Source organism: Pseudomonas sp. LBUM1663 (assembly GCF_059695905.1).
Genome location: NZ_CP166792.1, coordinates 848,886 through 869,971 on the forward strand (window position 1 = coordinate 848,886; position 21,086 = coordinate 869,971).

At 58.7% G+C, this 21,086-nt stretch carries 18 protein-coding genes, 1 other RNA gene and 1 pseudogene; 10 read left to right on the forward strand and 10 right to left on the reverse strand.

What is annotated here, in order from left to right; translation table 11 throughout:
• Nucleotide 1: 1 nt before the first annotated feature.
• The 3 genes and pseudogenes from ACA075_RS03670 to ACA075_RS03680 all read right to left on the reverse strand — a co-directional run.
• Nucleotides 2-412: a hypothetical protein gene (locus ACA075_RS03670; RefSeq protein ID WP_497297338.1), complete on the reverse strand. Its 411-nt coding sequence runs from the start codon at nucleotides 410-412 to the stop codon at nucleotides 2-4.
• 12 nt (nucleotides 413-424) lie between these two features.
• Nucleotides 425-868, reverse strand: a complete 444-nt coding sequence (locus tag ACA075_RS03675; RefSeq protein WP_219096617.1) for a Panacea domain-containing protein — start codon at nucleotides 866-868, stop codon at nucleotides 425-427.
• Between the two features lie 184 nt (nucleotides 869-1,052).
• A pseudogene (locus ACA075_RS03680) lies at nucleotides 1,053-1,225 on the reverse strand (hydrolase); the annotation flags it as partial.
• Between the two features lie 301 nt (nucleotides 1,226-1,526).
• Between ACA075_RS03680 and ACA075_RS03685 the strand changes: the two are divergent.
• The 10 genes from ACA075_RS03685 (at nucleotide 1,527) to ACA075_RS03730 (ending at nucleotide 16,288) form a co-directional block, all read left to right on the forward strand.
• Entirely contained in the window at nucleotides 1,527-2,459 is a 933-nt protein-coding gene (locus ACA075_RS03685) for an NAD-dependent epimerase/dehydratase family protein (RefSeq protein WP_497297339.1), read from the forward strand.
• 62 nt (nucleotides 2,460-2,521) lie between these two features.
• On the forward strand, nucleotides 2,522-5,335 hold the full coding sequence (locus ACA075_RS03690; protein ID WP_497297340.1) for a bifunctional glycoside hydrolase/polysaccharide deacetylase family protein: 2,814 nt from the start codon (nucleotides 2,522-2,524) through the stop codon (nucleotides 5,333-5,335).
• The gene (locus ACA075_RS03695) at nucleotides 5,313-8,906 is read left to right on the forward strand and encodes a tetratricopeptide repeat protein (RefSeq protein ID WP_497297341.1); all 3,594 of its coding nucleotides are present in this window, start codon (nucleotides 5,313-5,315) and stop codon (nucleotides 8,904-8,906) included. Before ACA075_RS03690 ends, ACA075_RS03695 begins: the two co-directional genes overlap by 23 nt.
• Nucleotides 8,907-8,934: 28 nt before the next feature.
• Nucleotides 8,935-9,453 (forward strand): penicillin-binding protein activator LpoB, encoded by a 519-nt coding sequence (locus ACA075_RS03700; protein WP_094469213.1) that lies wholly within the window; start codon nucleotides 8,935-8,937, stop codon nucleotides 9,451-9,453.
• 5 nt (nucleotides 9,454-9,458) lie between these two features.
• Complete coding sequence (locus ACA075_RS03705) at nucleotides 9,459-10,826, forward strand: PelD GGDEF domain-containing protein (RefSeq protein WP_094469212.1); 1,368 nt, start codon at nucleotides 9,459-9,461, stop codon at nucleotides 10,824-10,826.
• Nucleotides 10,804-11,793, forward strand: a complete 990-nt coding sequence (locus ACA075_RS03710) for a HEAT repeat domain-containing protein (protein WP_497297342.1) — start codon at nucleotides 10,804-10,806, stop codon at nucleotides 11,791-11,793. Before ACA075_RS03705 ends, ACA075_RS03710 begins: the two co-directional genes overlap by 23 nt.
• Nucleotides 11,790-13,304, forward strand: coding sequence for a GT4 family glycosyltransferase PelF (pelF, locus tag ACA075_RS03715; protein WP_497297343.1), 1,515 nt, complete (start codon nucleotides 11,790-11,792; stop codon nucleotides 13,302-13,304). The genes ACA075_RS03710 and pelF overlap by 4 nt, the downstream gene beginning before the upstream one ends.
• Nucleotides 13,305-14,675 (forward strand): exopolysaccharide Pel transporter PelG, encoded by a 1,371-nt coding sequence (pelG, locus tag ACA075_RS03720; protein ID WP_497297344.1) that lies wholly within the window; start codon nucleotides 13,305-13,307, stop codon nucleotides 14,673-14,675. It abuts the gene before it with no gap.
• Between the two features lie 193 nt (nucleotides 14,676-14,868).
• A complete protein-coding gene (locus ACA075_RS03725; RefSeq protein WP_497297345.1) occupies nucleotides 14,869-15,828 on the forward strand; it encodes an enoyl-CoA hydratase/isomerase family protein in 960 nt (319 codons plus the stop codon).
• 37 nt (nucleotides 15,829-15,865) lie between these two features.
• On the forward strand, nucleotides 15,866-16,288 hold the full coding sequence (locus tag ACA075_RS03730) for an organic hydroperoxide resistance protein (protein ID WP_094469208.1): 423 nt from the start codon (nucleotides 15,866-15,868) through the stop codon (nucleotides 16,286-16,288).
• Nucleotides 16,289-16,544: 256 nt separating this feature from the next.
• On the opposite strand, the gene ACA075_RS03735 is transcribed toward ACA075_RS03730, so the two are convergent.
• The 7 genes from ACA075_RS03735 to ACA075_RS03765 all read right to left on the reverse strand — a co-directional run bounded on the left by ACA075_RS03735 (nucleotide 16,545) and on the right by ACA075_RS03765 (nucleotide 20,990).
• Nucleotides 16,545-16,922, reverse strand: a complete 378-nt coding sequence (locus tag ACA075_RS03735) for a DUF6124 family protein (RefSeq protein ID WP_497297346.1) — start codon at nucleotides 16,920-16,922, stop codon at nucleotides 16,545-16,547.
• A 388-nt stretch (nucleotides 16,923-17,310) separates the two neighbouring features.
• Nucleotides 17,311-17,514, reverse strand: a complete 204-nt coding sequence (locus ACA075_RS03740) for a hypothetical protein (protein WP_497297347.1) — start codon at nucleotides 17,512-17,514, stop codon at nucleotides 17,311-17,313.
• Between the two features lie 102 nt (nucleotides 17,515-17,616).
• Nucleotides 17,617-18,318 carry an HIRAN domain-containing protein gene (locus ACA075_RS03745; protein ID WP_497297348.1) on the reverse strand — a complete coding sequence of 234 codons (702 nt, stop codon included), beginning with the start codon at nucleotides 18,316-18,318 and terminating at the stop codon, nucleotides 17,617-17,619.
• Nucleotides 18,315-19,280, reverse strand: a complete 966-nt coding sequence (locus tag ACA075_RS03750) for a HipA domain-containing protein (protein WP_497297349.1) — start codon at nucleotides 19,278-19,280, stop codon at nucleotides 18,315-18,317. Before ACA075_RS03750 ends, ACA075_RS03745 begins: the two co-directional genes overlap by 4 nt.
• A 376-nt stretch (nucleotides 19,281-19,656) precedes the next feature.
• Nucleotides 19,657-20,054: a transfer-messenger RNA gene (ssrA, locus tag ACA075_RS03755) on the reverse strand.
• Between the two features lie 114 nt (nucleotides 20,055-20,168).
• Nucleotides 20,169-20,420: a PA2433 domain-containing protein gene (locus tag ACA075_RS03760; RefSeq protein ID WP_094469201.1), complete on the reverse strand. Its 252-nt coding sequence runs from the start codon at nucleotides 20,418-20,420 to the stop codon at nucleotides 20,169-20,171.
• Nucleotides 20,421-20,714: 294 nt separating this feature from the next.
• Nucleotides 20,715-20,990 carry a PA2433 domain-containing protein gene (locus ACA075_RS03765; RefSeq protein WP_497297351.1) on the reverse strand — a complete coding sequence of 92 codons (276 nt, stop codon included), beginning with the start codon at nucleotides 20,988-20,990 and terminating at the stop codon, nucleotides 20,715-20,717.
• Between the last annotated feature and the right edge of the window lie 96 nt (nucleotides 20,991-21,086).

The window sequence follows — 21,086 nt, forward strand, 5'->3', positions numbered from 1 at the left end:
ATCAGCCGTGATCGTATAGCGTAAATGCCCGATCTACCCAAAGGACATGGAAGATTCGACCGAATCGAAACCCCACCATCGGCGCCAGTCCAATTGCCCGAAAGGCAATGAGATGCACATCCTCTGTTACGACCAGCGGAATTGCAGATTTGAGGGCGGATCGATCGATTATTTCGTAGCCCAGGCCATGCCTTGGCGCTTGTCTGAGCTGCTGCCAAGTGAGCTGGCTCAGAACGCGAATTTTGCCAAGCACGCCACCGCGCTCTTCGGTTGAGCAGTCGCTGACGCAATAGCCTTGTTGCAAATATTCAAACGAGAAAACAGGAGGCTTCAAGTCCGGATTGTCGGCAGGCTCGGAGCGTCCCTTCAACACCTGACTTTGTTTTACTGCTCTATCCTTGAGATGCCCCATCAGCCCACTTCCTTATTTGACCAATCCCTTGAAGAACATGCGCATCTCTTCCACTGGAATCTCAAGGCTCACAGCACCAGGCTTGAAATTGTTCTTCCATGGCGACTCTTCATGGGTCAGCTCTCGCAGACGCCACGCAGAGTACTGACCATAAATCTGCTGAACTTCGTTTAGCAGATCCATTTGTTCCGCAGAAAATACGTTTGCATCGAAGTCGGCAGGATAGGGAATGCTGCCACTGCCATGCTGCTTATAGTGATGATAGACAGAGGGCACTACCGGGCCATGAGTCCATGCCTCGATTTGATCGTCAAAAAGAGGTCTGTCGAAGACTGCGAGATGAAACCCTTGTGCGTAATACACAAGTTTTTGAAGCTTCAGGTTCGACACAAGATCGCCTGCATCTTCATTCGCTTGGGCGAGGAAAAATTTCGCTGCGTCGATAGAGCTGGCCATATGACCTCCTGGTCAAAGTCCGTGAATGTGCGTGTATAGCATAGCGATTGCTCAGCGGTCGCTGATTATCCGCTCGACTTGAGTGATGTCAATCGAGTGGTCACCTGAGTCACCTTAGCTTCCGATATGCTGTATGTAAATACAGTATTTTGTTTCTGTTCGGGGAGAATCGGGGCCACAAAATCTAGAATCGAGACATCTCACTCAACCTCACCGTGTGCTTGAAATGATGCTCCCAAAACCTCACCCCAACGCCCCGGTCCGATCCAGCGACGTCGCCACGGTCAAATCGGTAATCGACGTCGGCTGCAATTCCGCATCAAACAGCGCAAACCCAGCCGCCAGCAAGCATGTCTCGGCGCTGGGTCGATGCTGGGCTGGGCATCGATGATGAGAATGGCTTGAAGCATGGCCGTGAGTTCCGGTCTAGACGTAGTTTGACGGCCTGCAGTGGCAATTGTATGACAGCTTGTAGCTAATAAATGTCGCCAAATAAATGACGTTTTTAGTGGTAAAACACCGCTCAGCGATAAGTCAGACAAAGTATTGACAGTGCCAATCCGATCTCCCATTATCAGCCGCGTTTTGATGGCCTTGAGCCATAGAACCGGCGGACTTTAACCACTCGTATCCGCTCTAATGTTCAGGGAGAGATTTCATGTTTGTTGAGCGAATACTGGTGACTGGCGGTGCAGGGTTTATCGGCTCGCACCTCGTAGAAGCGTTGCTTGGCAAAGGCTACAAGGTTCGCGTGCTGGATAATTTGTCGACCGGCAAGGTCAGCAATCTGCCGATGGACAATGCGAATCTGAACCTCGTCATCGGTGATGTCGCGGACGGCGCCGTAGTGGCACAAGCCATGCGCGATTGCGGTGCTGTCGTTCACCTGGCCGCGGTGGCCTCGGTGCAAGCGTCGGTGGATGATCCGGTCAGCACTCATCAAAGCAACTTCGTCGGCACCCTCAATGTGTGCGAAAGCATGGTGAAGGCCGGGATCAAGCGCGTGGTATTCGCTTCCAGCGCGGCCATCTACGGCAACAACGGCGAAGGCACGGCGATTCACGAAGACACGCCAAAATCCCCGCTCACGCCGTACGCCAGCGACAAACTGGCCAGCGAGCAATACCTCGATTTCTATCGCCGCGAACATGGCCTGGAACCGATGATCTTTCGGTTCTTCAACATCTTCGGCCCGCGTCAGGATCCGTCATCGCCGTACTCCGGCGTGATCAGCATCTTTACCAAGCTGGCCTTGGCCGAGCAGTCGGTGGCGATTTTCGGTGACGGTTCGCAGACCCGCGACTTCGTCTATGTCCAGGACCTGGTGAGCATTCTCGTGCAGTCCCTGGAAGTCAGTGACCCGAGCCCCGGCGCGGTGAACGTTGGCTTGAGTCGGTCCACCAGCCTCAACGATCTGATCGCCGAATTGGGCACCGTCACCGGCAGCCCGTTGAAGGTGATTCATCACGCGCCACGTCAAGGCGACATTCGCCATTCGCGCGCCAACAACAGTCGCCTGCTGGAGCGTTTCAAGCTCCCGGAACCGACCGCCATCGGCAAGGGGCTGTCGCAGCTTATTCGCAGCCTGTAACCCGGCCGGTTCTACTGTCCGACATCCAAGCAGTATCGGTTCAGTCCATTCAAGAGTGAGTTATGGAAATCGTTTTTCGCAGGACGCGTGTCCGCGCGGCCGCTAATCGGCTGCTCGCCGCTTTAGCGTTGTTCGTGAGCGGGCCCACCGTCCAGGCCGCAGCATTACCGCAACCCGCCAGCGTGGTTTTCTGGTATGCCGATCAACCGCCCATTTCCGAGTTGGCTCAGTTCGACTGGTCGGTGGTCGAGCCAGGGCATATGACCGCAGGCGACGTCAAAACCCTACGCAAATTGGGCAGCCAGCCGTTCGCCTACCTGTCGGTGGGCGAGTTCAATGGCGGCAAGGCGGAGCTCGACAAAGCCTCCCTCACCGGGGCGGTAAGCCCGGTGCGTAATGGCGCTTGGGACAGCCAGGTCATGGATCTCGCGGCGCCCGCCTGGCGTGAACATTTGTTCGGCCGAGCCAAGGCATTGCAGGCCGAAGGCTACGCCGGGTTGTTCCTCGATACCCTCGATAGCTTCCAGTTGCTGCCGGAGTCGGCACGAGAAAAACAGCGTCTGGCCCTCGCCGGTTTCCTGCGGGAATTGCATCAACGTCAGCCGAACCTGAAGCTGTTTTTCAACCGTGGCTTCGAAGTGTTGCCCGACCTCGATGGCGTGGCCGCCGCGGTGGCGATCGAATCGATTCACGCCGGTTGGGACGCTTCCGCCAAGCGTTATCGCCCGGTACCGGAAGCCGACCGCGAGTGGCTGGAAACCCAGATCCAGCCGTTGCGCGCCAAAGGTATCCCGCTGGTAGCGATTGACTATCTGCCGCCGGAACGCCGCGATGAAGCGCGCAAACTGGCCAAGCGTCTGCGCGAAGAGGGCTTCATTCCCTACATCGGCACGCCTGAGCTGGATTCGATGGGCATCAGCAGCATCGAAATCCAGCCGCGCCGAATCGCGCTGCTTTACGACCCGCGCGAAGGCGATCTGGTGCGCAACGCCGGGCACACCTTGCTCGGCGGTTTGCTCGAATACCTCGGTTACAGGGTGGATTATCTGCCGGTCGACGGTTCTCTGCCGGAGCACCGTTTCAGCGGTTTGTACGCCGGGATCGTTACCTGGATGACCAGCGGTCCGCCGCAGGACGCCCCGGCCTTCAATAGCTGGATCGGCAAACGTCTGGATGAACAAGTCCCGGTGGTGTTCTTTTCCGGCCTGCCGATTCAAGACCCGCTGCTGCTCAAGCGCCTGGGCCTGAACCGCTCGGCGCCGATCGGTACTCAAGCGTTGAGCATTACTTATCAGGATAAGGCGCTGATCGGCGCATTCGAAGCCCCGGTGCAGCCCCGATCCCGTGACCTGACCGCGATCTCCCTGCTGCCCAAAGGCCCGAAAGCCGCGTTACTGCTGACCGCTGCCGACGGCCAGACATTCGCTCCGGTGGCGACGGCCGAGTGGGGCGGCGTCGCCCTTGCGCCCTACATTCTCGAAACGAACAACGAGCGCAGCCGCTGGATTCTCGATCCGTTCGCTTTCCTCCAGGCCAGTTTGCGCCTGCCAGTTCAGCCACGCCCCGACACCACCACCGAAAACGGCCGTCGCATCGCCACCGTGCACATCGACGGCGATGGTTTCCCGTCGCGCGCCGAAGTGCGCGGCACGCCGTATGCCGGCAAGCAGGTGCTCGACGATTTCATTCGGCCCAACCCGTTCCTGACCTCGGTGTCGATTGTCGAAGGCGAGATTTCACCGCGCGGCATGTTCCCGTTCCTGGCTCGCGAACTGGAGCCCATTGCCCGTGAGTTGTTTGCCAACCCGAAAGTCGAAGTCGCCACCCATACCTTCAGCCATCCGTTTTTCATGCAGCCGGAACTGGCGCAGAAACGTGAGAATTTCAACCCGGAATACGGCTTGAAAATGGCCATCCCGGGCTACGACAAAATAGATTTCCGTCGCGAGATTTTTGGCTCGCGCGATTACATCAACCAGCAGCTCACCACCCCGGAAAAACCGGTGAAGCTGATCTTCTGGCCAGGCGATGCCTTGCCCTCGGCAGAGACCCTGAAGCTGGCCTACGACGCGGGTCTGAAAAACGTCAACGGCGCCGAGACCATGCTGACCAAGGCCAATCCGTCGCTGACCGGCCTCAATCCATTACTGCGCCCCACCGAAGGCGGCTTGCAGTACTACGCGCCGATCATCAACGAGAACCTCTACACCAACCTGTGGAAGGGGCCGTATTACGGCTTCCGCGACGTGATCGACACCTTCGAACTCACCGACAGCCCACGGCGTTTGCGCGGTCTGCACCTGTATTACCACTTCTATTCGAGCACCAAGCAGGCCTCGATCAAGGCGATGAACGAGATCTACGGCTACATGAAGGACCAGCAGCCGATGTCGCTGTGGATGAGCGACTACCTCGATCGTGTGCACGGTTTGTATCAGGCCAGCCTGGCGCGCACCGCCGAGGGCGACTGGCAGGTTCGCGGCATGGACGCGTTGCGCACCCTTCGACTCGACCCGCAAATGGGCTGGCCGGATCTGCTGCGCTCGCAAGGCGTTGCCGGCGTTCGCGACTTGCCGCAAGGCCGGTATGTGGCGCTGAGCAGCGACCAGGCGTTGCTGGTGTTGCGTCCCGACCGGGATGAGCGGCCGGCGCTGGAGGAGGCCAACCTGCCGTTGCTGGGCTGGAAATATGTGGATGAAAAGCACGTGAGCTTTTCGTTTGCCGGGCAGGTCGACCTGAGCTTCTCCGTGCGCTCGGCGAGCAGTTGTCGGGTGGAAGTGGATGGGCAAACTTTTGCAGGCAAGGCATCCGCCGGCCTGTGGACTTTTCAATTACCAATGAAGCAGGTGAGTCATGGTCAACTCTACTGCATCTAACTCCTCGGCAACTAAAAGCAGCCGCCTGCTCAATCCCTGGGCATTGGCGGTGGTGGCGGTGGCCGTGGGCGGCCTGTTGTGGCTGACGTTCCAGCGCGAAGAAGTGTTCCAGCCGGACGGCCGTGAGCCGGATGCGGTCTCGGCCAATTACGCCGAATTGCTGCTGGCCGCGCACCCGGATGACGATCACCTGCGCTTGCAACTGGTCGATCTGTTGATTCGTCTCGGCGACTACCCGAAGGCGCGTCAGCATCTTGAGAACTGGCCGAAACCGGTCGTCGAGTTGCAGGCCTATTACCGGCTGGAACTCGACGCATTGGAGGCGGCGAAAGCCGATGATCCGATCGCGCAGAAAGCCTTGATCGAACGCCTGCAAAGCTTCGACCACCGCTTGTTGCCGCTGCCGCAATTGCACAATCTGGCCAAGCTGGCGCTGACGCTACAGGCGCCGGCGTTTGCTGCCAGCGTCTACGAAGAAATCGCCGATCGCGACCCGGCACAGCGCATCGCTTCGCTCAAGTCCGCCGCGCAGTGGTACCTGGCCGGCGAGCAACCTGGCCGCGCCGCCGACATTTATCTGCTGCTCAAACAAGACAGCCAACAAGCGTCCGAGCGTCGCGAATACGCGCAACTGGCGTTCAACAGTCTGTTGGCCGCCGGTCGCGGTGAACAGGCTGCGCGCGTACTGGCCGATGAACTGGATTTGCTCAAGGATCCGCAAACCGATTCGGCGTGGCTGGAGCAGGGCGTTGACGTTGCCGTTGGCAGCAAGCGCTTTGATCTGGCCCAGCGTTTTCTGGATCAGTGGCGCGTGTTGCAGCCGGATAACCCACAAATCCTGCGCAAGGAATTCAGTATGCGTCTGGCCCTCGGTGACCTGGCCGGTGCGTGGGACAGTGGCGAGCAGCTTGTAGCTGAGCACCCGGATGACTTGGCGTTGCTCGAACAAATGGGGCATCTGGGCGAATGGCGTGGCGACAGTCAGGCCGCCCTGGGCTACTGGATTCGCCTGCTGAAACTGCGCGAAGACCCGCAAACCCGTGAACACGCCTGGCGTCTGGCGAGCCAGCAGTACGACTTTGACCATGCGATTCCCTTGCTCGCCGAGATCATGGAACAGCGTGCGCTGACCGACGTTGAACTCGATGCGTTGATCTACGCTCACGAATCACGCGGCACTCCGACCCAGGCCGAAGCCTGGTTGCACGCCTACTTGCGCAAGTATCCGGCACATCGCCTGGCCTGGACGCGCCTGGTGCAAAACCTCGAAAACACCGGTCAATTTGCGCAGAAAACCGAGATCTACCAGCGTTACTCGAAACGCTTTGCGCTGACCACGACCGAGCGCATCGACTGGGCTAACACCGACCTGAAGCTGTTTGATAATCAGGCGGCGTGGGACGTATTGCAGGTTGATAACCGCAAGATCACCGATGCGGGGTACTGGCGCTTGCGCGCGGCACTGGCTTGGGATCTGGAACTCGACGACGAGTTGCAGGTTTCCCTGGAACGACTCCTCGCGCTCAAGGGTTCGCTCAACAGCGGTGACGAGAGTCAGCTGATCACGATGTACCGCACCAGCGATCCGAAGCGCGCCCTGACCATGATGATCGGCAGCTGGAAGCGCACCCGGGATCCGCAGCGTCTGGTTGAATCGTTGCAGCAAGCCCAGGAATTGCAGGACTGGCCGCAAGTGGTCGCGCTGCTCAAAGACGCCGAGCAATACCCGGACGCCAATGAGCAAGCACAAGTGCTGGCGATTCGCGGTGCCTTGGCGGTGCAGCAGGGCAATATCGACGAGGCGCAGCGTTTGTACCTGTTGGGCCTGTCGCGTTTCCCGGACGACAACCTGTTCCGCGAGCGCCTGATGTGGCTGTACGTCGATCAAGGCAACACCGCCGCGCTCAAGCCCTTGCTGACCGAATGGAAACCCCAGGCGCGTCAGGACCGAATCCTCTGGCTGCCGTTCGCCAGTGCCAGCCAAATGCTCGGGCGTGATGCCGAAGCATTGGCCTGGTATCGGATGTACCTGAAGACCAGTCCGCAGGATTGGCTGGTGCGCGCAGCCTACGCCGATGCCCTCGAAAGCGCCGGTTATCAGGACGCGGCCCAACGGTTGCGCCTGAAGCTGCTGCGCAGTCCCGAAGGCGAAAACATTCAGCCGTCGTCTCAGCGTTACGCGATCTGGTTGCGTTTGATGGCCAGCAGTTATTCGCCGGCCAGGGCACAGCAGGAAGTGGCGAAGTGGAAAGACGGCTCGCCGGCGATGCTGCAATTGTGGTTCGAGCGGTTGCTGGCGCGTCTCGACGCGACGAATCAGGAATCGCAGAAAGACCAGTGGCTTGATTGGGCGCGCAGCCAGGGTTTGAAGGTCCAGCGTTACGAAGAAATTCAGCAAGCCTTGCGCAGCCGTAACAAGGCGCAAGTCGAAACGCTGTTGGCCAGTAGCGACCTCAACCCGGCGCAACGCGCCCAGGCCTTGGGTCGTCTCGGCCGCTTCGACGAAGCCCTCGATCTCAGCCAGTCCGCACTGGGTGACGATCAACCGGCCGCCGTGCGCGAGCAGTTGCGCCGTCAGGCTGTCGAGTTGCAGGAATTGACGCCGCAGGGCGCGCAGCTCTCCTGGCATCAACAGGATTTCGGTGGCCTGGAATTCAACGCTCCGCGCCTGCAAATCGCGCACAACCTTGGCGCTCAGTGGTACGCCAATCTTGAGCTGGAGAACGGCACTTACAACAGCAATCAACTGATCGAATCGCGCATGGGCGATGAGCGTAACGCCGCACTGACCCTGCAACGTTCGGTAGAGGACGGCGGCTACAAACTGTTCGCCGACACCAGCCAGCGCAAGGACGACGACCGAAATGGCCTGGGCCTGTCCCGGACTTGGCAGTTGAGCGCCAGTGACCAGATCGAGACCGGTCTGGACTGGCATCGCAAAAGCGAAGACAGCGGCCTGATGCGCGCTTTCGGCCAGCACGACAGTGTGTGGGCCGGCGGTCGTCACGGGCTCTCGGCGCGGGATCAGATCAGCTGGGAAGTGGCGCAGAAATCGTTCTCGACGCGTGCGGGCGATTCCCTGGGCAACGGCCAGGCGCTGAAGATGGAATACAACCACACGCTGGAATTCGCCGGACCTAACTGGACCGTGCGCAGCGGTGTCGATTATCAGCACAACAACGTCAAGGACCGCACGCTAGATTACCTTTCCAGCGCCGACGACGGTCCGGTGAAACGCGTTGATGACTCGGACGACCCTGCGGTCGTGACGGCCAACGATCTGCTGCAAAGCCGTTACGGCCAACTGTATGTCGGCAGCTCATGGCGTCGCGGTGTGCCGGGCGCCCTGGTGCGCACTCGCCCGCAATACACCTGGCTGGTGGACGTGACGGCGGGCTGGCAATGGCTGGATCAAACCTTCAACTACGGCATCAACACCGGGATCGGCGTCGAAGTGCTGGGCGGTGACGAATTGGCCCTCACCGTCGGCTACCAATCCGCGCCACAAGGCGGGGACGGTCAGGCGGGCGGAACACTGGGTGTGAGCTACGGCGTGCGATTCGGACGCTGATCATGAAATGTTTACGGGAGAAAAACTGATGCAAGCAATTCGTAATCTGAGCCTGGCTCTGGCAGTCCTGTTCGTCGCCGGTTGCGCCAGCTTCACCGGCGATACCAGCCCTAATTTTTCGCGTACTGCGAAGTGGGGCACCGTGCCGATGATCAACTACTCGCAAACCCCGCAAGCCGGCGAACGCGCCGAGCAGATCCTGCTCAGCGTGCTCAGCAGCCACGGTCTGCAACCACGGGTTTACCCGGTCAGTACTCAGGGCGAACAAGCGCTGATGGACGACAACGAACGCCTGGCCGGCGCCCTCGATTGGGCGCGGGATCAGAAGCTCGATTACGTGGTCGCCGGCAGCGTCGAAGAGTGGCAGTACAAGAACGGTCTGGACGGCGAGCCGGCGGTAGGCATCAGCCTGCGCGTGCTCGAAGCCAGCAGCGGTCGTGTGCTCTGGAGCAAGAGCGGCGCGCGTGCGGGCTGGTCCCGTGAAAGCCTCGCCGGCACCGCGCAAACGGTGCTCGACACACTTGTTGGCGCCCTTCGGTTCGAGTGAATGCAATGAATTCTCCTCACATGGATTACACCCTCGCGCCGCGTGCCAGCGGCCCGGTGTCTTGGCTGGAAACGCTGTTGGTCACCGGTGCGGCGATTGGCCTGGGCTTGTGGCTGACCCCGCAAGACCCGTTGCAAATGCACGCCGGTTTTCCCTGGCCGGTGCTGGCGCCACTGCTGTTGGGCGTGCGCTACGGTTTCGTGCGCGGCTTGCTCAGCGCCAGCCTGTTGGTGGCGGCACTGTTTGCGCTTCGTTATATCGGGCATGAAGCCTACGCGCAGCTTGATCCGTCATTCATTGTCGGCGTGCTGGTCAGCGGCATGCTGGTGGGTGAGGTTCGCGATCTGTGGGAACGGCGCTTGCAGCGTCTGCAGATGGCCAACGATTACCGCCAGTATCGACTCGACGAATTCACCCGCGCGCACCAGATTCTGCGGGTCTCCCACGACCTGCTGGAGCAGCGCGTGGCGGGCAGCGATCAAAGTTTGCGCAGCTCCTTGCTGGGCTTGCGCGACAAATTGCGGGTGATGCCGGACGAAGGCGATGCATTGGCCGCGTTGGCCGACCCGATCGTGGCCATGCTCGGTCAGTACGGTGCGCTGCGCGTGGCCGGGCTGTATCGCGTCGATGAGCGCGAAGAGAACGTGTTGCCCGAAGCGTTGGCGACGATTGGCGTCATGGGGCCTTTGGGCACCGAAGACGGACTGGTCAAGCTGTGCCTGGAACGTGGTGAACTGGTCAGCGTGCGTCAGGAACTGATCGATGCAGGCAGCTCGGCGCAGTTCTCGTCGTTGCAGGCGTGTATTCCGTTGATCGATGCCGAAGGTCGTTTGCTGGCCATTCTGGCGGTGCGGCAGATGCCGTTCTTCGCGTTCCAGGATCGCACCCTAAGCCTGTTGGCGTTGCTCGCCGGGCACATCGCCGACCTGCTGCGCCGCGACCCGCAAGTGCTGCAACTGGCCGACGCCGATGCGCAGCAGTTCACGCTGCAACTCAAGCGTTCGCTGGTGGATGTCGAGCAGCACAAACTGGCGGCCGGTCTTTTTGCCTTCGAAATGACCCGTCCCAACGATGAGCTGTCGCGTCTGTTCGAACGCAGCCAGCGTGGCCTCGATCTGCAATTGCCGCTGCGTAACAACCGCGATCATCAGCTGTTGCTGGTGCTGTTGCCGTTGACCAGTCCGCAAGGCACCGAAGGCTACCTGGCGCGGATGAACCTGATGTTGCACGAACACTTTGGCATTGAAAGCAGCCTCGACAGCCTCGGCGTGCGCGTGTTGCCGTTCAACCTGGAGCCTGGCTGTGAACGCAACGGGCTGCGTAATTTCCTGTTCAACGAGTGTGGCCTGAATGATCAGCAAGTGGCTGTTTAGCGGAGCCTTGTTGTTAGAGGCAGGCAGTTGGGCCAGTTTGTGGCTCGCGGCGCCCGAGTTACAACAATTGCTGGTGTTCACCCTCAGCCACGGCCTGGCGTGCGTGATGTTGTGCGCGGCGGTGTGGCTGTTGCTGCCGGCGCGCTACCGTTCGCCGCTGCCGTGGAGCCCGCTGTTTATCTTCAGCCTGGCGTTCTTCGTGCCGGTGCTTGGCGCGGTCGGCGTGGTGGCGGCGATCTTCCCGGCGCTGTACCTGCCGCGCAAACGCGACAAGCAAGCGTGGCAAGCGGTGGGCATCCCGAAACTGCCATTCCGGGCGCAGTTGCAACTGCACTCGCCGATCTTTGCCGATGGTGGTTTGCAGGACGTGTTGCGTCATGCGCCGGATCCGGATCAGCGTCTGGCCGCCCTGTTGGCCACGCGGCGCATGCCCGGCAAAGAAGCGGTGCCGATCCTCAAACTGGCGCTCGGTGACCCGAGTGACGATGTGCGGCTGTTGGCGTATTCGATGCTCGACAAGCAGGAAAGCGACATCAACCTGCACATCCAGAATGCGCTCGGCGAACTGGCCGGCGCCAATGCCAAAGCGGCGGGTGCGCTGCACGGCAGGCTGGCGCGCTGGTATTGGGAGCTGGCCTACCTGGGCCTGGCCCAAGGCAGTGTGCTCGACCACGTGCTGACCCAGGCCAGCGAACATGCCGAGCAAGGCTTGAAAGCGGGCGAGGGCGGTGAGCTGTTTCTGCTGGCCGGGCGCATTGCGCTGGAGCGAGGTGACGTTGAGCGTGCCGAAGTGCTGCTGAGTCAGGCTCAAGAGAACGGCATGGGCGCCGCGCAGGTGCTGCCGTTTCGCGCCGAGCTGGCGTTCGAGGCCGGTCGTTACCACGAAATTCCCGGTTTGCTCGCACGCCTTCCCGAGGAAACCCGTCAGCGGCCGCCGTTCGCCGCATTGGTCAGGAGCTGGACATGAGTCACAAGGAACAGGCACCGGTTGCCGACATCTGTCTGCTGCTCGAAGGCACCTGGCCTTACGTGCGTGGCGGCGTTTCCAGCTGGATACACCAGATGATCCTCGGCCTGCCGGAACTGACCTTTTCGGTGATGTTCATCGGCGGCCAGCGTCAGGCCTATCCGACCCGGCGCTACGACGTACCGGCCAACGTGCTGCACATCGAAGAAGTATTCCTCGAAGATGCGACCCATCCGACCGACAGGCTGGTGGTGCCTCGTGAGGCCGACGAACAGCAATTACAGGATTTGTATCGCTTCCTGCATCACCCGGATGCGCCAGACCCGGCCCTGGGCGAACGCTTGCTCGACTGCATCGCCCAGAGCCGCATGACCCTCGACGACGTGCTGCGCAGCCGCGCCAGTTGGGAGTCGTTGAGCGAAGGTTATCGTCAGCATTGCGCCGACCCTTCCTTCGTCAATTATTTCTGGACCCTGCGCGCAATGCAGTCGCCGTTGCTGATGCTCGCCGAAGCCGCGCAACGGATGCCGAAGGCGCGAGTGCTGCATTCGATTTCCACCGGGTACGCGGGCTTTCTGGGCTGCATACTCAAGCAGCGCTGGAACTGCACCTACTTGCTCAGCGAGCACGGGATCTACACCAAGGAACGCAAGATCGACCTGGCCCAGGCCAGCTGGATCGCCGAGAGTTCCGGCCAGGCGCTGAACCGCAGCCTCGATGCCGGCTCGGGTTACATCCGCACGTTATGGGTGCGTTTCTTCGAGCGCATCGGCCAGCTGACGTACAACAGCGCCGACAACATCATCGCGCTCTACGACGGCAACCGTCAGCGCCAGATCAAAGACGGCGCCCTGGCGGCCCGCACCCAGGTCATTCCGAACGGCATCGACCTGCCGGTATGGACCGCAGCGCTGGAATCCCGTGCCCACGGCATCGCGCCGGTGGTCGGTTTGATCGGCCGTGTAGTGCCGATCAAAGACGTGAAAACCTTTCTGCGGGCGATGCGCGGCGTGATCAGCGCCATGCCGCAAGCCGAGGGCTGGATCGTCGGCCCGGAAGAGGAAGACCCGGAATACGTCAGCGAATGCCGCAGCCTGATGGCCAGTCTGGGCCTGGAGGGCAAGGTGCATTTCCTCGGCTTCCAGCGCATTCAGGACATCCTGCCGAAACTCGGCCTGATGGTGCTGACCTCTATCAGTGAAGCGCAGCCGCTGGTGATCCTCGAAGCCTGGGCCGCCGGTACGCCGGTGGTCAGCAGCGACGTGGGTTCGTGCCGCGAGTTGATCGAAGGCGGCAGCGCCGAAGACCGCGACCTCGGCCACGCCGGCAAAGTGGTGGCGATTGCCGACCCACAAGCCACGTGCGCCGCGATCCTTGAATTGTTGCGCAGTCCGCGACGCTGGCAGGCCGCCCAGGCCAGCGGCTTGTTGCGGGTCAATCGTTATTACACCGAAGCCTTGATGCTGCAGCGTTACCGCGACCTGTATCAAGCCGCCATGGAGAACAGCTAAATGGCCGGTATTGGCTTTGAACTGCGAAAAATCCTGTCCCGCGATTCCTACACGGCGACCTTGCACGCCTACGTCTACGCCGGGCTGATCAGTTCCGGGCCGTGGGTGTTGTCGATCATCAGCGTCATGCTGGTGGGCATCATCAGCATCGGCCTATTGCTGCCGAACATGCTGGTCGGGCAGTTCCTGGTGACGGTGACGTACCTGATGGCCACCTCGTTGATCCTGACGGGCGGCTTGCAGCTGTTCTTCACGCGCTTCGTCTCCGACCGTTTGTTCGAGCACAAGTACGATCAGATCCTGCCCAACCTGTTGGGCGTGTTGTTGCTGGTGACCCTCGGCGCCGGGTTGTTGGGCATTGTGGTGCTCGGCTTGTTGTTCAACGAGCCGCTGATATACCGCGTGCTGGTATTGGCGAACTTCGTGGTGCTGTGCAACTTGTGGCTGGTGATCATCTTCCTCTCGGGGATGAAGGCCTATAACCGCATTCTGCTGGTGATGCTGGTGGGTTACACGCTGATGGTCGCGAGTGCCTACGTGCTGAGCTTTTTGCAGATGCCGGGCCTGCTGCTGGCGCTGTTGATCGGGCACAGCACGCTGCTGTTTCTGTTCCTCTACGACATCCTGCGCGAGTACCGCGCCGAGAAACTGATCGCCTTCGATTTCCTCGAACGCCGCAACGTTTTCCTCAGCCTGCTGGCCACCGGTTTCTTCTACAACCTGGGGATCTGGATTGATAAGTTCCTGTTCTGGTTCAACCCCGGCACCTCCAATGAAATCGTCGGACCGCTGCGCGCCTCGATCCTTTACGACTTGCCGATCTTCCTCGCGTACCTGGCGATCATCCCCGGCATGGCGGTGTTTCTGGTGCGCATCGAGACCGACTTTGCCGAGTGGTACGACCGCTTGTTCCGGGCGATCCGCGAAGGCGAAACCCTGCAGCACATCGGTCAACTGAAAACCGAAATGACTTTGTCGATCCGCCAGGGTCTGCTGGAAATCTGCAAGGTCCAGGGGCTGACGGCGGTGCTGTTGTTCCTGTTCGCGCCGCGCCTGCTGGACTGGTTGGGCATCTCCAGTTATTACCTGCCGCTGTTCTACATCGACCTGATCGGCGTGAGCATTCAAGTGGTGTTCATGGCGTTGCTCAACGTGTTCTTCTACCTCGACAAACGCACCGTGGTGCTGGAACTGTGCGTGTTGTTTGCGGTGTTGAACGCCATGCTGACGCTGTTCAGCATGTACCTGGGGCCAAGCTTCTTCGGGTACGGGTTTACGCTGTCGTTGCTGATCTGTGTATTGCTGGGTTTACACAGGCTTTCAACGGCGCTGGAAGATCTGGAGTACGACACGTTTATGTTGTCTCGCTGACGTTACGGTTCAGGCAAAAAAGGCACTGGCGATCATCGCCAGTGCCTTTTTTTTGTCCGACTGACGTCACTTGTCAGCCGAGGTTGCGCTGCTAGGCTTGTTCAGCCGGACCTGTCCGGCATGCCCATAATCTGTTTCAAACTGTAGAACGTTGTTCGCGGGAACCACATGTTTTTCAACTGGAGGTTTTCCCATGAGACTGCAGCTATTAAATGCTGCGATCATCGTCGCCAGCATGGCGGCCACCGGCTCGTCTCTCGCCGGTGAAGCATCGGCAGCATCGACTTCACAAACCGACAAGACCCCCTCCACCACTGCGGTAAAACAGGAGATCAAGCTCACCCGCATCACCCCCGAGTATTGGCGTGTCACGTTTCACAATCCGCCTTACAACATCTACGGCCCCGAGACCATGCCGCAGCTGAACGAGGTTGTCACGGCCATAGAAACCGATCCGAAAGTGGTGGTCGTTGTTTTTGACAGTGACGTCCCGGACTTCTTCCTCACGCACTACGACTTCGTCCCGCCGCTGACCGACACCACCAGCCTGCCCAACGGCCCCACCGGCCTGCCGCCGCTGCCCGATATGCTGGTTCGGCTAAGCAAGGCGCCAGTGGTCTCGATTGTGTCGATTCGCGGTCGCGCCACCGGCGTCGGCAGCGAACTGGCCCTGGCCAGCGACATGCGCTTTGCCAGCCGCGAAAAAGCCATCCTCTCGCAATGGGAAATCGGCGCCGCGCTGGTGCCCGGCGGCGGCCCGATGGCACGCCTGCCACGGCTGATGGGGCGTGGGCGCGCGCTGGAAGTGCTGCTCACCGGCAACGACATCAATGGCGAACTGGCCGAACGCTACGGCTACGTCAATCGGGCGCTGCCCGATGCCGAACTCGATACATTCGTCGACACCATGGCCCGGCGCATCGCCCGGTTCGACAAACAGTCGATCACCGACATCAAACGCCTGGTCGACGCCGCGAGCCTGCCACCCAACGAAGCCATCGCCGCCGAATGGGACGGTTTCATCGGCTCGGTCAAACGCCCGGCGGCGCAGCAACGCATCACCCAACTGATGGAGCTTGGCCTGCAGAAAAAAGCCGACGTCGAAAAACGCCTGGCGCACTACACCGGCACCCTGGGCGAGGCCTCGAAATGAGCCCGCCGTCGTTCAATCCTGATCAGGAGTCACTGTCATGAGTGCAGCACTGGAAACCGTTCTCTACACCGCAAAAACCCACACCGTCGGCGGCCGCACCGGCACCGGCAAGTCCAGCGACGGCGAGCTGGACGTCAAATTCAGCTCACCCGGCTCGGGAAAACCGGGCACCAATCCGGAGCAACTGTTTGCGCTGGGGTATTCCGCGTGTTTCATCGGCGCGATACAGGTGGCGGCGGGCAAGATGAAAATCAAATTGCCAGAAGACACGTCGGTGGATGCCGAGGTGGATCTGGGTAAAACCGCCAGCGGGGACTTTCAATTGGCGGTCAGGTTGAACGTCAATTTCCCCGGGTTGGAGGAGGGCGTGAAACGGGAACTGGCTGACGCGGCGCATCAGCTCTGCCCGTATTCGCGGATGACGCGGGGGCATGTGTCGGTGGATTTGAAAGTGCTTTGAATCCCCGCCACCTATTGGGCTGCTTTTGTGGGAGTGAGCTTGCTCGCGATAGCGATTGTTCATTCAACATGGATGTCGACTGATCCGCCGCCATCGCGAGCAGGCTCACTCCTACAGGTGATCTCCAGCGAACTCAAAATCTGAGTAAGACAAAAATCCACTGTGGGAGCGGGCTTGCCCGCGATAGCTGTAGATCAGCCGATAAATATGTCGAATGACGCACCGCCATCGCGGGCAAGCCCACTCCCACAATGAATCAACTGCGTGGCGCAGATTTCGGCACGACAACGTTGTCCAGCATCCGATTCACCGCCAGCTCCGCCAACATCACAATCTGCTGAATCGCCATCGCGGTGTGTCGATGCGGACCTTCCAGATACCCCGCAAAATCACCCGCCATCACACTGGCCTGGGCCAACGACTCACAGGTATGGGCGAGCAGGTCTTCGTCCTTGATATCCGGGGCAACGAGAAACATCGTGCTCGGCTTGCGGGCCGCGGGGGATTTCAGGGCGGAGGGGTTGAGGTAGTGATCGAGCGCGCGGTCGGCGGCTTCGTGGAGTTTTTTTGAATCGAGGGATTCGTAGGGGGAAACGTCGTCCGGGGCGGGCGGGTTTGGGGTTTCTTTGATCATGGCAATCGTCCTTTTAAGTCATTGGAGCTGCCACTCTTCCGATTCCACTCGAATAGGTGGCAACTGTGCGCGGGGTGGAAAAACCGAGATAAACGGACAAAACCCGGCAGACCCGAAGGTCTCCCACGCACAGCCGCCATAACTTGAACCTGCGGCCGAAAAAAAGCGCCACAGTATGCCATGGGGGCATGTTTGTTTATCTTCGGGTTTCCACACCCGATCGCTGATGCGCAGCGACCGACAAAGCCTATCCACTCCGCTTCCTACCCGACAACCGCCGCGACCTGTCGGAAAGCTCCCCGAAAATCACAGCGTCTGTAGGATCAGGTCGAGATTCAATGTTTAAAAAAACGCCTTCAATACCGGCGGTTTCCTACAAGACCAGCACCTAGCTCGAAGGCCCAACCCCAAACTTCAACCCACCCCAATGCCAGCCCTTCGACTGCTTCGTATAGCATCCAGCCTGATTCTTGGGTTCGGCATCACAGGCAATCCGCCCGTTGTTGTTGGTGTCGGTGGTACGGTCGTTGTAGTGCGCACAACCGGACGTCAGGGAGAGGGTTAGCGCAGCAATCAGTATTTTGAATTTCATGGCGGCATCATTGCGGGTAGGACGCCAGCATAAGACTGGTTGTTTAGAACCACAAATCACCAACCCCCAGATGCAACAAAACCCGCACTTGGCGGGTTTTGATTAGCTGAAGCTGGCCAAGATATGAATTAGCGGTCGATCAGGTTTTCCATTCACTCTAATCACACTGCCGCTCACTGAGCCAGTAGCCATTAACCGTTTCATTCCGCAGCATAGGGCCCTATTGACGTAGCCAATCTTCTGGCCTCTCAAGAAAATACCCACGGCCTCAGTATCGTGCAGGTTGCCTGCGTCAGGCACGAACGTTACCAGGTCGCCGACTCGCGGCTGAATGTCTGCCATGAGCCCATGGTGGCGAAATCCGGCAACTTCAATTAAGACGTCAATCGGAGTCTCTGCGCTTTGTAGATCAGGACAGAGTTCAAAGCTGTCGCTAGGCAGGCGTGCACCGGTCAATCCTAGAAGAGCGAAATTTGAACCAGCAAAGTCGCTTGGCAGGTGATGCTGAGCCAAAAACACGACATAGTCTTCGCGTTTTTTTGGTGGAAGACGGCGCATGAAGGCGTCTTCTACACCGTTAAGGTGCTCTTCCTGATCGATATCGAACGCAGGGAATCCTGTAAAGCCCTCATTGAGGGCTTTGTTAAAGTCGGGAGTGTTTTTCAAATAGCGAAAAGCCACTGTGCCCTCTTCACGGGTCAATTCTGCCACTACGCGACGATTGCGAACGACGCCCTCGGAGATAGGTTGGAGCCAGGTGAGCAGAAGCCTACGAGGTTCAAACACATGATTAATTGTATTCATTGAAGAATTTCCTGAAGTAAAGCTTTTCTGTGACCTATGAGTTTCGTCATGAACTCAACGCGCCCCACCGTTAGCCTGCTTTCGTGGGGGAGGTCCAGCTGAGTAAGGCTCAGCATTTTTTCGTACAACCCATCCAGATCAAATCGTTCCAGCTTGGCCCTGAGCATAGCGCTAATGCCTGGAGCATGTCTGGCTATCATCCTCATCGACTCTAGGTGGGTAATCCGATGTGTATCAGTTCGACTTTCTCGAAAATGATGACACCCTCGTTCGATATAGCTTCGAAACCGGGCGTCGTCCCACCCCTGCACTTTCTGAACAAAGCGCTCATGGCCCATGCTAGTACCGTTGTCGAACCACGGAGCGAATGAAATGTCGGTTTTCGGTGCTCCTTCTTCGTCTTTTTCGACGGTTACGAGGTAGCCCCAGTTATCTTGATGTCTATCAGAGTTGCCGATCAGGGAGTCGAACATAAGCATCAAGGCGAGTGGTACGAATGAAGATTTGCCTATGAGCTCATCACAGAACTGCCTTGCTTCCATTAGGTTGTGCTGTGTCCCGAGCCTACGATCAAAATCTGGATTGACCTTCTGAAAAATGTCACCAGCGGGGATGAACGTCTGCCTGTTTTCTTGGTAGAACCACTCAATGAGAGCCCCACATTGTCCAGTAGTCGAGTCAAAGGCTGCGAATGCCGGAGGTACTGGAATACCTAGCTGAAGGCCTACTTGATATGCCACCACCTCTACCCAAAACTGCTCTGGATAAGGCGTGGCTGACTGCTTGAAGAGGTATCGCCAGTCAGGTTTGAGTATTTCTGTAGGGGCATCAATAGGGGTAAAGACAGTTCTTTTGGGTCTGGCTCCCTCTGGATAGGCCCCCCCATATTTATCATCAGCCGGCCATGCCGCAACGTCTATGGCTTGGTTCTGTAGCAAATCCCTGCTCTCCCAGTAAGTCAATTTTGGAGTTCACGTTGCCGGGCACATGACCACTGGTCGTGCACTACCTAAAACGGCGTAACTATAGGAACGGGGTACCATATCGCTATCCATTATTTACGCCAATAGCCCTTTGTCTCTTGGTGTGTGTGATGGTTTTTCTGGTGGATAAAATGGGACGTGAGCAAAAGGAACCGCCATTCGTAGCGCTGCTTACAGATCCAACGGATTTACGGTAGTAGTCAGCCACTCCGCGGGCAAGCTCCCACAGGATTTGCGCTGTCCATGAGGTTGTGCCCGGCGTTGAGAGTTTCGCAGGGGCACGGGTGCGCTACTAATCACCAACCCCCAGATGCAACAAAACCCGCACTTGGCGGGTTTTGTTTTGCTTCGTATTTGGTGGAGCCGGGGGGATTTGAACCCCCGTCCGCCAGTACTCCGCTGTCGGTACTACATGCGTAGCCGTTTCTATTAAGTTAACCCTCAGCGACCCGAAGGGCAGGGTGCTTTGGGCGAGTTGTGTAAGTTTTAGCCGCTTCGTCCACAACGTACTGCACGGCGATTCTGTTCTATATGACAATCACTTTGGGTTTACAGACATCCCCTGGTGATTGCTGGACCCGAAGGTACCAGAAGCTCAGGATCTAAAGCTGCTTACGCAGCGAGAGAGAATTCCTGGCCGTAGGTTTCGTCATTGGCAACTATAAGTAGTTGCAACAGTGGATTTACGAGTTCTGTTACCAACTCGGCATGCACCTAAAGTTTCGCAACCGGCGTCGAATCCTAAACGGCCCCGAGCCTGTTGCTCTGTGAATCATGGTGAGCAACAAGCCTGCGCAGTGTACGCCAAACGCGTGAGAAGGCCAACCCGAAGGTTGGCCGCGAGTGATTATGGGGTGGGTTCGTTGCTCAGTTTGTCAGCGCCAATGCCTGGATGGCCTCGGTGGCGCATTTTTTGTCGTCCCCGGCGGCTTTTGAAGTTTTGGCGCTGGCCAGCAGTCTTTTGATCTCCGGTGCGTTGGTGGAGGTCGCTGGTAGCGTATTCACTTTGGCTTCGAGCTCCTGCAGTTTGCTCGTACAAAGGTCGTTGTCCGCAGCAAATACGGGAGAGGCCAGCATTGCAGCAGAAATGAACAGACCAGCGAGTGCGGTACGTTTCATGGATATCTCCTTGAACTGATGGTCTCGGTGCTGCCGTATGAGCGGGCGGCTCCGCCGAGGTCGCAACATAAGCCACGATTGATGGGGCCTACTTAAAAGACTGCGGCAATGCGCAAGAATTCGGTTGTTGCATAAAAGGCTATGAAAAAAATGTTCGATAGGTGTAATGGCAATAAAGAGGGTTACCAAACCCCAGATACAACAAAACCCGCAATTGGCGGGTTTTGAGTTGCTACATATTGGGTGCCGTCGCAGGCGCAAAAGGCCAACCTCGAAGGTTGGCCCCGAGCGGAGTTATTTCCCGCCCTTGCTCGCGTTCTTGAGATCCTGAATGGTTTGGTTGGTCTCGGCGATGCAATCGTCAGTCCCTGCCTTGGTGCCTTTTGCCTGATCGGCTTGGGCTTTCTTGACGCTTTCCATGACCTGATCAGTCATATCCGGTGGAATCTGTGCCTTGGCATTTTCGATGGTTTGCAGGTTGACCGCACAGAGGTCTTTTTCAGCGGCAAACGAGGTGGACGCCATCAGCGAGGCAGTAACGAACAGACCTAACAGTACAGAACGTTTCATGTGTATCTCCTTGAACTGAGGGTCCAGGCATCGCTGGCCGTCAGGACGGGCTGCCGAGTTTTGGTAAAGCCCGGCAATGTCCGGGCTTATTGAGTG